Origin of the sequence: uncultured Blautia sp., from assembly GCF_902497045.1 — a bacterium.
In the GTDB taxonomy this organism is placed as follows: Bacteria; Bacillota; Clostridia; order Lachnospirales; family Lachnospiraceae; genus Blautia_A.
The window spans coordinates 1-15,555 of the sequence record NZ_CABVDF010000050.1 but is presented as its reverse complement, the minus strand read 5'-3'; the positions used below and the strand labels follow the sequence as shown (position 1 = coordinate 15,555).

General features: G+C 42.6%; 13 protein-coding genes. All 13 read left to right on the top strand.

Going from position 1 to position 15,555, the window contains the following annotated elements:
* The first annotated feature begins 455 nt into the window (after positions 1 to 455).
* Positions 456 to 836 (top strand): hypothetical protein, encoded by a 381-nt coding sequence (locus RDS42_RS05695; protein ID WP_055158027.1) that lies wholly within the window; start codon positions 456 to 458, stop codon positions 834 to 836.
* A gap of 24 nt (positions 837 to 860) precedes the next feature.
* Complete coding sequence (locus RDS42_RS05690) at positions 861 to 1,571, top strand: conjugal transfer protein TrbL family protein (RefSeq protein ID WP_055158029.1); 711 nt, start codon at positions 861 to 863, stop codon at positions 1,569 to 1,571.
* A 13-nt stretch (positions 1,572 to 1,584) separates the two neighbouring features.
* A complete protein-coding gene (locus RDS42_RS05685) occupies positions 1,585 to 2,502 on the top strand; it encodes a hypothetical protein (RefSeq protein WP_055158031.1) in 918 nt (305 codons plus the stop codon).
* Positions 2,503 to 2,504: 2 nt separating this feature from the next.
* Positions 2,505 to 4,334: a lysozyme family protein gene (locus RDS42_RS05680; protein ID WP_055158033.1), complete on the top strand. Its 1,830-nt coding sequence runs from the start codon at positions 2,505 to 2,507 to the stop codon at positions 4,332 to 4,334.
* A 12-nt stretch (positions 4,335 to 4,346) separates the two neighbouring features.
* Positions 4,347 to 4,949, top strand: a complete 603-nt coding sequence (locus RDS42_RS05675) for a DUF5038 domain-containing protein (protein ID WP_055055843.1) — start codon at positions 4,347 to 4,349, stop codon at positions 4,947 to 4,949.
* Complete coding sequence (locus RDS42_RS05670) at positions 4,946 to 8,182, top strand: ATP-binding protein (protein ID WP_055158036.1); 3,237 nt, start codon at positions 4,946 to 4,948, stop codon at positions 8,180 to 8,182. The genes RDS42_RS05675 and RDS42_RS05670 overlap by 4 nt, the downstream gene beginning before the upstream one ends.
* A 53-nt stretch (positions 8,183 to 8,235) precedes the next feature.
* On the top strand, positions 8,236 to 12,213 hold the full coding sequence (locus RDS42_RS05665; RefSeq protein WP_308782804.1) for a VaFE repeat-containing surface-anchored protein: 3,978 nt from the start codon (positions 8,236 to 8,238) through the stop codon (positions 12,211 to 12,213).
* A 69-nt stretch (positions 12,214 to 12,282) separates the two neighbouring features.
* Entirely contained in the window at positions 12,283 to 12,645 is a 363-nt protein-coding gene (locus tag RDS42_RS05660) for a hypothetical protein (RefSeq protein WP_243873106.1), read from the top strand.
* Positions 12,646 to 12,705: 60 nt separating this feature from the next.
* On the top strand, positions 12,706 to 12,978 hold the full coding sequence (locus tag RDS42_RS05655) for a hypothetical protein (RefSeq protein ID WP_055158040.1): 273 nt from the start codon (positions 12,706 to 12,708) through the stop codon (positions 12,976 to 12,978).
* Positions 12,979 to 13,137: 159 nt separating this feature from the next.
* Positions 13,138 to 13,548: a zinc-finger-containing protein gene (locus RDS42_RS05650; RefSeq protein ID WP_308782803.1), complete on the top strand. Its 411-nt coding sequence runs from the start codon at positions 13,138 to 13,140 to the stop codon at positions 13,546 to 13,548.
* A 14-nt stretch (positions 13,549 to 13,562) separates the two neighbouring features.
* The gene (locus RDS42_RS05645) at positions 13,563 to 14,144 is read left to right on the top strand and encodes a sigma-70 family RNA polymerase sigma factor (protein ID WP_055158043.1); all 582 of its coding nucleotides are present in this window, start codon (positions 13,563 to 13,565) and stop codon (positions 14,142 to 14,144) included.
* Between the two features lie 14 nt (positions 14,145 to 14,158).
* A complete protein-coding gene (locus RDS42_RS05640; RefSeq protein WP_308782802.1) occupies positions 14,159 to 14,845 on the top strand; it encodes a cell division protein in 687 nt (228 codons plus the stop codon).
* A gap of 12 nt (positions 14,846 to 14,857) precedes the next feature.
* A complete protein-coding gene (locus tag RDS42_RS05635) occupies positions 14,858 to 15,295 on the top strand; it encodes a hypothetical protein (RefSeq protein ID WP_308782801.1) in 438 nt (145 codons plus the stop codon).
* Positions 15,296 to 15,555 lie beyond the last annotated feature (260 nt).

Here is a 15,555-nt window from a genome sequence, read left to right as displayed (position 1 = left end):
TTCAATTTGTTCAATTAGGTGGTCTTTACTTTCTTTAGTAATTTCCATATATATATTTCCCTCCACTAATTAGTATTTTCCTGTCTCTTTTACTTCTCATTATACACCCACACCTTTTTGTCCGCAATCTCCATCAAATGCTATTTTCCTTCTTTGTCCCTGAGTCGGCACATCAATGTCATTATCTGGCACAGTTCTGCGATTTACAGGGAAATCTACCCATGCTAGAATGATACTGTCAAAAAAATATGCAAAGCAGGACACGTCTTTTCCGGAAATCAGCCTCACTTCCGGTTATAGGCGTGTTTTTGTTTGCAGGAAAGGAGTCCGTTACAACTGAATATAAAATGCTTCCCAATGTATTGACCAGCCGGAAGCTGTCGAGGCAGGAAACTATAAGCACAGGGCAAGGTGATGTATTTCACTTTGCCCTCTTTTATGAAGGAGGTTTTTGCATGAAATATCATGTATTCAAAGATTCCCCGCCAGGCAAAAAACGCCATCGGGATTATGGAAAATATCTGTACGCAGGCTTTCTGATGTTCACCCTGATCGCCTGTAATGTGCAGCCAGTTATGGCTGCTACTATCTGGGACAAAGCTTCAGAAATCATGAAAGACGTATACAACCAGATCATTCTAATCTCCACGATTGCTGCTGTCGTAACTGCATCTGTTGCACTGTTACTGATGAATTTTTCAAAAAGCGGAAAAACCGTAGATGAATCCCGCGCATGGCTCAAACGAATCATCATTACCTGGGCTATCTTGAATGGGCTTGGATTTATCATGGCTTACATCACACCATTCTTCGCAGGTGGAAAATGGAATGGATAACGTACAGAGAAAGGAGTCGTCATTATGGGAATACTTGACGGAATTGTAGAATGGATTGCCGAACAAGTTATGAATATTCTGGATCTGATTACCACCTCTGTATTAGGTGCATTGGGATGCTCTATGGATACCTTTCTCCGTTACTTTCCGGCAGCCGAAACTATGTATCAGATTTTTCTGGCACTGGCGATTGGACTTATTCTCCTGAACTGGGTATGGCAGCTTTTTAAGAACTATTTTATGGGTACGGGAATTGATGCGGAAGATCCCATCAAACTCTCGCTTCGGACTTTTATGTTCCTTTTCCTTACCTTCTATGCAAAAGACATTGTAGATCTTCTGCTAGATATAGCAGGAACTCCCTATGGTTGGATTCTTACAGAAGACTTGCCACCTTTAGAATTTGGTTCCTTCAACTCTGTCATCACCGTCATTTTAGGTGTGTGTGCCAACGGCGCTGTTGCTATCGTTGCTCTGATTTTAGTGCTAATCCTTGCTTGGAATTACATCAAGCTTCTTTTCGAGGCTGCAGAACGTTACATCTTGCTGGGAGTTCTAATTTATACTGCACCAGTCGCCTTTGCAACAGGTGCGTCTCAGGCAACCGGAAACATATTTAAAAGCTGGTCTCGGATGCTTGGTGGACAGTTTTTTCTTCTTTTGATGAATGCCTGGTGCTTACGTCTGTTCACTTCCATGATCGGCACTTTCATTGCAAATCCACTGTCAATATAGAAGGGAGGAACACATGAAACACAGAAAAAAGCTAATGATTTTATTGACACTTACTGCCTGTATGGTACTCTTTTGCTCCTTTCCGGTATTTGCCGCTGAACTGACAGAAGCACAGGTTGAACAGGCAGTCGCCGAACAGGGAAAGGAAACCGTTACCGGAAATGTCTTTGTTTGGTTCCTTTGTGCCATTGCCTTTTTAAAGGTTTCGCAGAAAATTGACAGTTTCATGGCAAGTCTTGGAATCAACGTAGGAAACACTGGTGGCAATATGATGGCAGAACTTCTAATTGCCGGGCGCAGTCTTGGAAATTCGTTTCGTGGTCATGGTGGTGGCAGCCATGGCAGATCTTCTTCTCCTGGAAGTGCTGCCGTCGGAGGAACTTTCCTTTCCGGTGGACTTGCCGGAGCAGTAGGACGTCAAGCAGAACGCTCCGCTGTCAATGCAGCTACTGGATATACGGAGGGACCGAGTATAGGAAACGCTCTGTATCAATCTTCCTTAGAAAAGGGCGGAGACTTTGCCAACAATGTAATCAGTAATATTGCCCAAGGGAACTACGGGCAAGTCGGCTCCATTACCGGAGAAGGGGCGGAAGCTGCTTTCCAGTCTTACATGGGAATCAGTGCCGATAATAAAGCGAACCATTCCTACACTAATGTAGAAATCGGCGGTGGAAGGATTACCGGAGTCGAAACTACCCCCGATGGAACCAGTCGGGAATTTGCCATGTATCATGCTGATCAATACACTGCCCCTACTCAGGGCAATTTTGACACCGTACATTCTGTGGACGGATCCGCCTGGTATCGGCAATATGCAGAAGATACAGTTTCTAAAACACCATACGATGCTGGTGATGGAAAAGTAGCCTACAACGAATCCATCGTACAGAAACTTCCGCCGACACCTTCAAGAAAGGATCGCATTTAAAAATGGCAACCGAATCATCCGGATTTGATGAGGCAATGGATGTAGGCACAAGTACCATTTCCCATCTCAAAGCCTTAAAAACGGCTTCCACCATAACGAAAGCTGGTTTTGGTGCTGCAGGCGGTCCGTTTACTGCTGCAATCGGAATTGCGATTGCCAACCGGCATGGAATTGCAAAAATCATCATTGTTATCATTGCCATATTGCTGCTTCCGGTTCTTTTTATTCTCATGCTTCCGGGACTCATCTTCGGAAGTCTCATGGAAGATACCGGCGCTTTAAACAGCAATACCATTATCAATGATAATATCCGAGCATCCCGCGAAGCGATTGTAGAAGTCCTGGAAGAAAGTCATGCAGACATTCTTTCTGAAATCAATGCTGCCATTGCAAAACTTCCGGAAGGGGATACTGCCAGTATCAATGATTCCTACACATACAATATTTCCGTTAATGCCAATCTATTGATTTCCCAGTTCTGTGCCAGTCAGGATAATTACGAAAACATCAATCTAAGGAAACTAAAAAGCCTAATCCGAAAAAATAAGGATGGGCTTTTTTCTTATGATGTTGCAACAGAAACAGTCACGATGGAAGTAGTCGTAGAAGGTGGTGCAGAAGGTGAAAATAGTCCGGAAGGAAATGAAAACGCAGAACCACAGACAAAAACAGTTACCTTTACCAGACACACCTATACTGTGCAATATGCAGGTGATGCATATTTTGCTGATCATGTTTTTCATCTAACAGATGAGCAGAAAAAGCTTGCTCAGGATTATGCAGAAAATCTAACCACCTTTTTTGGGAATGCCGCTTCCGGAGTTGCCATGGCAATCAACTTATCTGATGAGGTTCTCTCTTACCGTCCTGCTGTCGAACGGATTGCCGCCAAGTATGGCATGAGTGAATATGTAGAATTGATTCTTGCCGTTATGATGCAGGAATCCGGCGGCAGAGGACTGGATGTGATGCAGGCGGCGGAAGGCTCATTTAACACCAAATACCCGCATAAACCAAATGGAATTACGGATCCGGAATACTCCATTGAATGCGGAATCCAAGAACTAAAGTATGCACTGGAGAAGGCAGGATGTACCGGTCCTACCGATTTAGACCGAATCAAGCTCGCACTCCAAGGCTACAATTACGGATCCGGTTACATTGACTGGGCTATGGAACGGGACGGTGGATATACCAAAGAAAACGCCATCGCCTATTCTGACATGATGTGTGCCAGACCAAGCTGGCCTTATGACCGTTATGGAGACAAAGAGTATGTGGAGCATGTCCTTCGCTATTATCAGATTACCAACAGCGGTGGCAGCTATCCTGCAAACGGAATGCAAATCCCGCATTATCTTCAGACAGACTATGGAAACATTCCATACGGCGGAGGTTCTATTGCCAGTAGCGGATGCGGTCCAACAAGCTTTGCTATGATTGCCAGTTATCTTACGGATACCACAATAACTCCGGCAGATGCTGTTGCCTGGTGTGGAAATTCCTATTATATGCCGGGAGTCGGTACTTACTGGTCCTATTTTCAGGCAGCCGCCAACCATTTCGGTTGTGGCTCCGTCACACAAACCAGTGATGCCAATCAGGTTCTGCAGGCACTATCGGAAGGTCATCCAGTAATCAGCTCCCAAAGAGCCGGGCTGTTTACCAGCGGCGGACACTTCATTGTACTGCGGGGCGTAACTGCAGACAGTAAGGTTTTGGTCAACGATCCCAATGACAACAGTTCCAAAAACTACATCAATCGCGAATTCGATATGATGTCTGAAGTCCATGCGACATCCAATGCGTATTGGATCTTCGATAAAAAATAAAGGAGATACCCTATGAATAGAAAAAAAGTTATTTTATCCATCCTGATGATGGTTTTTTTAATTGCAGTCGGATTTGTTCTCCCTCATCTTTTTAAAGAGAAACGGGGAGAAAAGCCGGCTTCTTCTGCTCCAACGAAGGAAGAAACTACGGATACGGAACAATCCTCAAGTAAGACAGCACTCACCTTTTTGGATTTTAGTGCCTTGCAAAACTTTTTCTCAAAAGGGCAGATAGAAACTTTATGTCAGGAGTTGCAAACGTATCTTACCGATACCGGGAACACTTCGATAACTTCCGTTCAGTTCTTAGAAGACAAAACCACTTACCCAAATGCTTCTGACATCGGCTTTTCTTTCCGGTTATCGGATGATTCCGTTCTTCCTGTTTATTACAGTTCTTCCATCGGACGCTTTTTCTATGGAGAAGAACGAACTCCCGGTACAGAAGAAATAAAAACCTATGAACAGCAAACGGATGAAAATCTCCCGGTCCTGACAACAGAAGAAATTGAACTGTTACCCGAAGGCGGCTACGACGATACGAAAGAAACTGAACCGGAAAAACAACCATCTGATCACAAAACCACAACGGAAGCTGAGGAGGTGCAGCCATGAATGATTCTGAAAAGCAAACCATCGTCTTCATTCCTCGAAACTTCATCGAAAAAGGAACCTTCATGGGCGGTATGTTTAAAATCCGCAATGCCATTGAAGGAGGCATCTTAGCTGTTTTGATTGCAGTTCCAGTGATTCAGCTCCCACTGTCTTTGACGGTACGCATTATCATTCTTTGTATGACAGCCCTTCCGGCAGCTATGATTTCTTTAATTGGAATCGGTGGAGAAAGTATCAGTGCTTTTTTAATGAACGCCCTGCGTTTTCTCAAAAACCGGCGCGTCATCTACCGCATAGATGTAAATCCAGATCCGAAAAATAAGCATCGTATCAAAAAACCGCGGAATAAAGAACCAAAGGCAAAGAAACACAAACATCCCAAGAAAAAATCAACAGCTTCCATGACAGCATCCGGACAGTCTGACGAATATGAGGGTTGTGTTTCTGATGAGATTTCTTCTCACGATGTAGCAATTTCTAAAAAAAAAGAGCGTCGCCAGTTTGATACTTCCACAAAACGCGGAATCCGCAAGCAGGCTCGTGAAGATATTCGGATCTTGAAATATGAGAACCGTCAACTAAAGAAAGCACAGAAACAGGCAAAACGCGCAGTACGCACAGAATTAAAGCGCCAGAAACAGGAAGAAAAACGCAGAGTCCGGGAAGAAAATCGTCAAAAAAAAGCGGAAATCAAAGCTACAAAACAGGCTGATAAAGAACGTGAGCATCCGGCTTCTGATATAAATACTGCTCCTGCTTCGTCTAAACCAAAGAAGAAAAAACGCAGGGATATGACTCTGGAGGATTATCTTCCGATTGAGAAGATTGCCAATGGTGTCATCTACACAACAGATCACCGGTATGTCAAGATTCTGGAAATTGAGCCAATCAACTTTTTGCTTAGAAGTACCAGAGAGCAGCAAAGCATTATCTTCAGTTTTATTTCCTATCTGAAGATCAGCCCGGTTAAACTTCAGATCAAGATGATTTCCAAAAAAGCAGACATCAACAAGCATCTGAACCAGGCTCAGTTGGAACTGGAACGTGAAACAGATCCTAACTGCAGACAACTTCAGAAAGACTATATTCAGTTTGTACGCCGGTTAAGCTCCAGAGAAGCTGTATCCCGTCGGTTCTTCCTGATTTTTGAATATGAACCATTCAATGTAAATCGAAAAGTAGAAGAAACTGAAATTCTGGCAGCTCTTGAAACCGCAGCCCAGACCGCCAAAACCTTCCTGTACCAATGCGGAAATGAAGTGGTATCCCACGATAATGAAGACGAGTTTACTACGGATGTCCTTTACACCCTGTTAAACCGTACCAAATCCACAGAGGTTCCACTTCCAAAGCGTATCAATCAGGTACTGACTCGTTATGAAGAAACCGGCAGGGAAGCTGAAATGGATGCCATACATATCAATGAATTTATTGCTCCGGAATCCGTAGATTTCAAGCACAGTAACTATGTATTGATTAACGGTGTCTATCATGCCTATCTTTTGGTTCCTAGTGACGGATATAAGCCAAAAGTCGCACCTGGTTGGCTGTCACTGCTTATCAATGCCGGCGAAGGAATTGATGTGGATTTTTATCTCCACAAACAGCCAAAGGATAAGATACAGCAGCGTTTGGGACAACAAATTCGTATCAATCGTTCCAAGATCAAAGACGCTTCCGATACGAATGCAGACTTCGATGATCTGGATTCTGCCATCCGTTCCGGTTATTTTTTAAAGCAGGGACTCTCCAACAATGAAGACTTCTACTATATGAACCTGCTGATTACAATTACAGCTAACAATCTGGAAGAACTCCAGTGGAGGATTCAGGAAATGAAAAAGCTGCTGATTTCTCAAGACATGGATCTTCGCTCCTGTTACTTTCTGCAAGAGCAAGGATTCCTGTCTTCTCTTCCGCTGGTCAGCCTGGACAAAAAACTTTACGAACTTTCCAAACGCAATACACTGACTACCGGTGCGGCAAGCTGTTATCCATTTGTCAGTTATAGCATTTGTGATGACAACGGCATTCTTTTTGGTGTCAACAAACATAATAACTCCCTGGTCATCGCCGATATTTTTGACTCCAAACAGTATAAGAATTCCAACATTTCCATTCTTGGAACATCCGGAGCCGGAAAAACCTTCACCATGCAGACTATGGCTCTCCGGATGCGCAGGAAAGGCATTCAGGTATTTATCATTGCTCCATTGAAAGGACATGAATTTTATCGTGCTGCAAGAAATGTAGGCGGAACTTTTATTCAGATTTCCCCTGCCAGTAAAAACTGCATCAATGTCATGGAAATCCGAAAAGTAGATAACTCTGTAAATGAACTCTTAGATGGACCAACGCTGGATGCTTCTGCTTTAGCCGGAAAAATACAACGACTGCATGTTTTCTTCTCCCTGCTCATCCCTGATATGAGCCACGAAGAAAAACAACTTTTGGATGAAGCTCTCATCAAGACTTATGCAAGAAAAGGCATCACTCATAAAAATGAGTCCTTGATTGATCCGAAACATCCGGATCAGTACAAGGAAATGCCAATCCTGGGTGATGTATACAATGTCTTGATGGAAAGTGAAGACACCAAGCGTCTCGCTCACATTCTAAACCGACTGGTACATGGTTCTGCATCTTCCTTTAACCAGCAAACCAATGTGGATCTATCCAACAAATATACCGTTCTGGATATTTCTGAGCTGACCGGATCCAGCGACCTGCTGACTGTCGGAATGTTTGTTGCCCTTGACTTCGTATGGGACAAAGCCAAAGAAAACCGTACGGAAGAAAAAGCCATTTTTGTAGATGAGGTATGGCAACTAATCGGTGCTTCCAGTAACCGCCTTGCTGCAGAATTCGTGCTGGAAATCGCCAAAATCATCCGAGCCTACTCTGGTGCAGGCATCTTTGCCACTCAGGACTTAAACGACTTTTTTGCACTGGATGATGGAAAATACGGAAAAGGTATCATCAACAACTGTAAAACCAAGATTATCCTCAATATGGAAGACGAGGAGGCGCAGCGAGTGAAAAATATCCTGCACCTTTCTGAAACAGAGGTTATGAACATCACTCATTTCCAACGAGGAAACGGACTGATTTCTACAAATAACAATAATATTACGGTGGAGTTTAAAGCTTCCAATCTGGAAAAAGAACTCATCACCACAGACCGGCAGGAACTTCTGGAAATTCTCAAACGCCAGAATGAAAAAGCCGGGTAACAAACAGGCAGCTCCTATTGGCTGTCTGTTTTCATTTGAAAAGGAGGAGACTTATGTTACAAAAAACAAAATTACCATATACCCGCCTGTTTGCATTTCTACTTGCAGTTTTCGTTGCAATCGGCGCTCTGTTCTCGTCAGTCAAACCTGTCCATGCAGCTGATGGGACTATCGATTTCCATGCCGGACCATCCATCGCCTATGGTGATTATTTTACGTCACGAATGACCTTTGATGGCAGCAATACTGCATACTGCGTAGAACCTCTAAAACGCACCCCGCCAAGTGGAACATATTCTTATGATCTACTGGAAAAAACTTCCCCTCTTCGTAAAGCTCTTTACTACTTAAATGGCGGCTACGGATATGATACCGTAACAAAGGAGAAATATTTCCAGGGCTGGAGCGATGACAATGCTTATGTTATCGGACATCTGGCTGTTGCATATATCTATGCTGGAAATACGGGAGATACTGGTGCTTTCCATGGTGCCCCGCAAAGCTTTATTGATAAAACTCTGGAAGTAGTACAGGGAATCAGTGAACTGCCTGCTCCACCGGAAAATTTTCGTGCTTTTCTTGTTCCGGGAAACGGAAACCAAACCTTTGCCGGAAGCTGGTATCAGGTTCCGAACGGCTGGATAGAACTTCAGAAATCTTCTGCTAATCCATCCATTTCTGATGGAAATGGAAATTATACTTTAGAAGGTGCAAAATATGGCATCTACAAAGGGGACAAGCTGATTCAGACTTTAACAACAGATAAAAATGGCTATGCGAAATCAAAAGAACTTGAAGAAGGCAGTTACACAGTGAAAGAGATTTCCGCACCAGCCGGCTTTATCGTGGATGCTACCGCCCATGATGTGAACGTCAAGCCAGAAGAAACCAGCACTGTAAAATCAAGTGACATTCCACAGAACAATCCAATTTCTCTGATTCTGCAAAAACTGGATCTGGAGACTGGTGAAGGAAAACCACAGGGAAATTCTTCTCTTGCAAATGCTGAGTTCACCATTAAGTTTTATACAGAGCTTTCTGATACCGATCCTGCCACAAGCGGAAAGAAACCGGTACGTACCTGGGTAATGAAAACGAATGCCTCTGGTGAGATGCACTTTACCAAGGATTATTTTGTATCTGGAGATGAATTTTATTATGCATCCGATAAAAAGACCGTTTGTCTTCCAATCGGAACTGTAACCATTCAGGAAACCAAAGCTCCAAAGAACTATTTTCTAAATGAAACAGTCTTTGTACAGAAGATTACCGGATCCGGAAGTCAGGAAAGTGTATCCATATACAATGCTTCCAATGTAGAAGAACAGGTTTATCGTGGCGGCGTGAAGGTACAGAAACGGGATCTGGAAACACAAGATACTGTGTCTCAGGGAAATGCGACTCTTGCCGGCGCTACATTTTCCATTACCACATTAAACGAACAGCCGGTATGGGTAAATGGAAAACTATATCAGAAAGATGAAATGTGCCTTACCATTATTACCGATGAAAATGGTCTTGCTTCTACGGAAGAAAAAGCGCTTCCTGTCGGTCATTACCGTATTGAGGAAACCCAAGCACCTACTGGTTACTTGAAAGATGGTGCAAAAACATTGGAGTTTGAGATTACCAAAGATGGAGAAATGGTAGATCTGACCAGCAAAGATACTTCCATTGCAAACCAGGTGATCCGAGGTGGGGTAAAAGTTCAAAAACGGGATATTGAAACCGGTGAAACAAAACCGCAGGGTAACGCCACTTTAGAAGGTGCTACTTTTACTATTACCAATTTAAGCACTCATCCGGTTCTTGTAAATGAAAAACTCTATGAAAGCGGACAGGTCGTACTGACTCTGAAAACAGACAAGAGTGGCGCCGCTGCTACTGCTAAAGATGCTCTCCCTTACGGTCATTACCGCATAGACGAAACAGAAGCTCCGGATGGTTATTTAAACGAAGGTAAACTCTCGCAAGAATTTGACATTCAGGAAAATGGTAAAATCATAGACCTGACTTCCAAAGAACACGCAATCCTCAATCAGATCATCCGCGGGGATTTAGAATTTGTCAAAGTCTCTGATGGGGATTTGAATCGTTTAGCTAACGTGCCATTTTCCATCACCTCCAAAACAACTGGAGAAAGCCATACGATTGTAACCGATAAAAATGGATATGCCAGTACATCTGCAGAATGGAATAAGCATACGGCAAACACCAATCGTGGAGAAACTTCGGAAGATGGCATCTGGTTTGGCACTTCTAAACCGGATGATTCCAAAGGCGCTTTAATTTACGATACTTATATTTTGGAAGAGCAGCGTTGTGAAACCAACGAGGGAATGAATCTCTTGAAGATTGAGGTGGAAGTATATCGTAACCATGTGGTGATCGACATGGGTACTTTAACAGATGACCGAATCACCATCGGCACAACTGCGCTCGATAAAGATACGGAATCTCATCTGAGCAAGCCTGAAGAGAAAATCACGATCATTGATACCGTAGAGTATGAAGGTCTCAAGAAAGGACAATCCTATAAGCTTCTTGGCACCTTGATGGATAAAGAAACAGGAAAACCGATTGAAGTGGACGGAAATCCGGTAACTGCCGAAACTACTTTCAAGCCAAAGAAAACATCTGGATCGACTGAAGTGAAATTTACTTTTGATGCTACTTCACTTCGAGGAAAAACAATCGTTGTCTTCGAGGAACTGTATCAAGATGATCTGAAACTGGCAGTCCATGCAGATATTGAAGATGAAGATCAGACCATTTACTTCCCGGAAATCAAGACGACGGCGAAGGATGCCCATACCGACAGCAATCTTTCTCTTGCTGGCAAGGAAGTAACACTTGTGGATACCGTAACCTATAAAAATCTCCTTCCGGGAAAAGAATATGTAATGACCGGAACCCTAATGGATAAAGAAACCGGAGAAGCTGTTGTGATCGACGATAAAAAGGTAACTGCGGAAACCACCTTCACTCCGGAAACCGCTGAAGGTACAGTGGACGTACAATTTACGCTTGATGGCAGCACATTGGCTGGAAAAACTGTCGTTGTCTTTGAATCTGTTTCCTATGAAGGAAAAGAATTTGCTGTCCATGCCGACTTGAAGGATGGTGGACAAACTATTTACTTCCCAGAAATCAAAACGACAGCGAAAGATAACGTTTCCGGTAATCACTATGCAAAACCGGAAAAAGAAATCACTTTGATTGACACTGTATCCTATCAAAATCTAATTCCAGGAAAAGAATATACACTTACTGGAACTTTGATGGATAAGGAAACGAAAAAACCTCTGGAAGTAGATGGAAAACCAATTACCGCCCAGACAACCTTCACTCCTGAAAAAGCAGATGGGAATGTGGAACTTTCCTTTACGTTTGATGCCAGCGCACTGAGAGGCAAAACCATCGTTGTTTTTGAATCCGTTTCTTACAAAGAAAAAGAAATTGCCGTTCATGCTGACATTGACGACCATGAACAGAGCATTTACTTCCCGAAAATCAAAACAACAGCCAAAGATGGAGCAGATGATGATAAAGAAGTTCTGTCATCCAAAGAAGCTACCATCATAGATACCGTAACCTATAAAAACTTGATTCCAAAAGCAAAATATAAACTTGTTGGAATCCTCATGGATAAAGAAACGGGGAAAGCAATTCTCGTAAACGAAAAAACAGTAACTGCCGAAACTGAGTTTTCTCCGAAAGAATCTGACGGCTCTGTGGATGTAACATTTACCTTTGATGCCAGTGAATTAAACGGACACGATGTGGTTGTCTTTGAGAAACTCTTCCTCTTAGATGGTGATGTCGAAACTGAAATTACCTCCCACGAGGACATCAAAGACGAGGGACAGACCGTCAAACTGACAGAAACACCTAAAGAACCGCCAAAAACGACTCCACCGGTAAAAACAGGGGATGACACTACGCTTCTGCCATTTATCATTCTTGCAGGCACAGCACTTCTGACTGCTATCGGATTTGGAGTTTTGTATTTTAAGAAACGAAAAAAATAATTTCAAACTGATAACCATGATTTTTTACAGGCAGTCTTTCACAGGCTGCCTGTTTTTAAGGTGATGAATATGAAACAATCCCATATCAATGCCGATGCCAAACATCTGCGGCACTTTTTAGATCTGTGTAACGGCAACTGGCATAACTGCGTCTATGTACGTTGTGTCTTCTGTGATACCCGTAGTTTTTGCAATGGCTCTCATTTTTTGTATCATCTGGATTCCTCCGGTATTCCTTGTGTCCTGACCATGGCAGACGCAGAAATGATCTTCTCCCGGATACCGGAACCAACCGAATGTGCCAATGCCATTACACTAGATGAATTTCTTGCTCTTTACAGCTCCTACCTGAAATCCATCCATCTAGCAGGAAACCCCTGCCCTTGTATCGCTCTTCTCAGGTATCAGGAAAATGCACATTATAACTGGTGACAGTAAAGTTGCGATTTTCGCAAATCTTGCGTACAGAATAAAAAAGGAGGTGTACGTAGAATGAACTTGATTCTGATATTACAAGGGATGGATATGATATTTACCCGCTTGATTTTTCTGCCCGCACTTATCATCCTGTATTTCAAATTTCGTCCACGCAGACCTTGGACCATCCGCACCCGCCGCCTTTATTATTTATGTTTAATTCTGGTCGGCTTATATCTATTGCGGTTATTTTGTGCAGGATTTATTTTTACTCCGGTAAACTATCCCCGTTTTACGGACAGTGGATTATTCCCACTGATCAAAGCATTGTTCTATCCGGAATACTAGCAACGGCTTCTGGCATTTGGTTCGTATCCGGGATCTGTTTCACTGCCCAATACATGGGAATTCGTCACCCGCTTTCTTACAATATACGTATAAAAAACGTAAGAAACTATTATTTCAGATGTTTTCTACGTTTTAAAAACGTAAGCGAGGTGAATCTTTATGAAACAGAAACCAATTCGCTGCCCATATTGTGGCAGTACAGCAATTTTAAAAGATGCTTCCTATGTATATGGAAGTAAATCCAAAGGCGGAAAAGTTTATGTATGCAGTCGCTATCCGGAATGTAATTCTTATGTAGGGGTTCATCCGGGAACAAATATTGCTAAAGGAACACTTGCCAACAAGCAGCTTCGTTTCAAGCGTATCCAGGCACATCAAACTTTTGACCAGATCTGGAAGAACCACATTCTCTCTAAATCAGATGCATACCGTTGGATTGCCGACAAGTTTTGTTTAACTGCTAAAGAAGCCCATATCGGAGAGTTTGATCTGTATATGTGTGAACAACTCATCTGTGAATCCATGAAAATTCTCCGCAATAATCACATCCCACTTCGGGCTGCCAGTTGAAAGGCGGTGGGATTATGATTATACCAATGACAGACATAGAACGAAAACTTACGGAAGATCATCTTTCAATAGTTGCTAAAGTCATTCAAACTTTAACCTGCGGTTGCAGGTATGTCTCCTATGATGAACGCCAGGATCTTCTTCAAATTGGCAACCTTGCTCTATGTAAAGCAGCAATGAATTACGACGGAAACCGTCCTTTTGAAACCTATGCAAAAGTTGTTATTCGAAATGCCATCTACGATTACTGGAGAAGTCTGCAAAAGGAGCGAACATATACTTGTTCCATGGATGCTATCGCAGATAATGAAACAGATACCTCTTATCAGCAGCTCCTTGCAGATACCTCTTCTTTACAGAATTGGGAACAGGAACATAATCTCCGATCCATCTATGAATACCTGCAGACCTTGCAGAATGTAAACTGCACCACCATAAAAAAGGGAATACAGGCATTATTGCTTCAGCAAAACGGCTATACCAGTCAGGAAATTTCCAAACATTATGGAGTTCCGGCAAGTCATGTCAGAGCATGGAAGAGTAAAGCCCGCAAATACCTGCAACAAGATGCCACCTTGTATACCCTGCTATCCTGAAGGGAGAAGATGCCATGTTGACACTATATACTGCCGTCGGAATCTTACGATTTGAAGATTGCCTTAAAAACCATAAAACGCCCATAGTTATAAATAATCACCGAGAATATGGATTAAGTGAAGAAGAATTTATCCTATGGAGCTGTCTGGCATTTCACATACGCCAGATTCACGAATTGCATACTGCATTTTCAGAACATTTAAAGCTCCACAACCGTTCTGAAAACATTCCTATGGAGCCTTATCTGAACCGACTGATTGTTCGGGGATTGATAGTGAAAGGAGACGGTCTTACACGTATAGATGCCTTGTACCGGCTTTTAGGTGAATTATATCTCTGTCCACTGAAAGACAATTTTGCCACTCAACTGTTTTCCTGCATTTATCTCTATCTCAAACGGAAAATAGAGAAAACCGACATGGCATATTTCTTTAGAAAGGTCCCCCTCTCGCCCATGGAAAAGGTTGTCCTGCAAATTGCAAAACGGGTGCAAATATCTACTGCAGAGCTGGCTGCCTGTGTAGAACATGGTGTATTTCCCAAAGATAACCGTCAGCTCCTGTCCCAACTTTATGACAGCACTGACGCCACCTTTCATACCGTTGCCGAAAATCTGCAGCTAAATCATACCCAATATCCAATACTTGAGGCTGTCACTAATTTATATCTGAACAAACAAATTGCATTTGAAAAATTATAGAAAGGAGCCGCAATGCCAAAACCATTACTTTCCAAGCTGATTGTCCAAGGGGCAATCGGCTTTTTCTGTGTCCTTTTCGGATGTGTCTATGGACTACATACCAAAGATCATATTTTCCTCATTATGAGTCTTCTGATTGGTATAGGCAGCATCATACGTGTCCTTGCTCTTTTGTGTACCGCTAAAAAGCAAGCGTATACAGAACTTATCGGAACCTGTATCAAAAGAGAAGTCAGTCCCCTCACTAAGCATCAACAGATTTTATTTCAGACTGCTGATCAAACAGAATACCGCTTTACACTGGATAAGCACTCCAAACTTTTAACCGGTCACCATTACCGGCTTTATTTTCGTCGTCAAGCCGGATTGCAAATGGAGAACAATCCCCGCCCGGAACTATTGGGGTATGAGGAGCTTTCTTCCATAGGCAAAACAAATCTAGAATCTTAATCAAAATATTTGGAGTCACCTGGTCATATTCTAGTCAGATGGCTCCAAACATTCTATTGTTTACTCTCTTATCTCCTACCCCTTTTTCATTTTGTCTATATCTTGTATTTGCATCATTGACTATATCTATATCTTGTGTTAGTATAATATTGTATTTGAGTTTTTGTGTGTTCCCATTTTCGGGAGTCTGGACCATTCATCCAGAACACATGCAGTTTAAGTTGGAAAATCGTGTCATTATAATGCCGTTTTATACGGTG

Coding starts and splice junctions, on each gene's coding strand:
- RDS42_RS05695 (WP_055158027.1), top strand. CDS start 456: ATGAAATATCATGTATTCAAAGATTCCCCGCCAGGCAAAAAACGCCAT.
- RDS42_RS05650 (WP_308782803.1), top strand. CDS start 13,138: ATGAAACAGAAACCAATTCGCTGCCCATATTGTGGCAGTACAGCAATT.
- RDS42_RS05655 (WP_055158040.1), top strand. CDS start 12,706: ATGAACTTGATTCTGATATTACAAGGGATGGATATGATATTTACCCGC.
- RDS42_RS05675 (WP_055055843.1), top strand. CDS start 4,347: ATGAATAGAAAAAAAGTTATTTTATCCATCCTGATGATGGTTTTTTTA.
- RDS42_RS05640 (WP_308782802.1), top strand. CDS start 14,159: ATGTTGACACTATATACTGCCGTCGGAATCTTACGATTTGAAGATTGC.
- RDS42_RS05635 (WP_308782801.1), top strand. CDS start 14,858: ATGCCAAAACCATTACTTTCCAAGCTGATTGTCCAAGGGGCAATCGGC.
- RDS42_RS05690 (WP_055158029.1), top strand. CDS start 861: ATGGGAATACTTGACGGAATTGTAGAATGGATTGCCGAACAAGTTATG.
- RDS42_RS05670 (WP_055158036.1), top strand. CDS start 4,946: ATGAATGATTCTGAAAAGCAAACCATCGTCTTCATTCCTCGAAACTTC.
- RDS42_RS05680 (WP_055158033.1), top strand. CDS start 2,505: ATGGCAACCGAATCATCCGGATTTGATGAGGCAATGGATGTAGGCACA.
- RDS42_RS05665 (WP_308782804.1), top strand. CDS start 8,236: ATGTTACAAAAAACAAAATTACCATATACCCGCCTGTTTGCATTTCTA.
- RDS42_RS05660 (WP_243873106.1), top strand. CDS start 12,283: ATGAAACAATCCCATATCAATGCCGATGCCAAACATCTGCGGCACTTT.
- RDS42_RS05645 (WP_055158043.1), top strand. CDS start 13,563: ATGATTATACCAATGACAGACATAGAACGAAAACTTACGGAAGATCAT.
- RDS42_RS05685 (WP_055158031.1), top strand. CDS start 1,585: ATGAAACACAGAAAAAAGCTAATGATTTTATTGACACTTACTGCCTGT.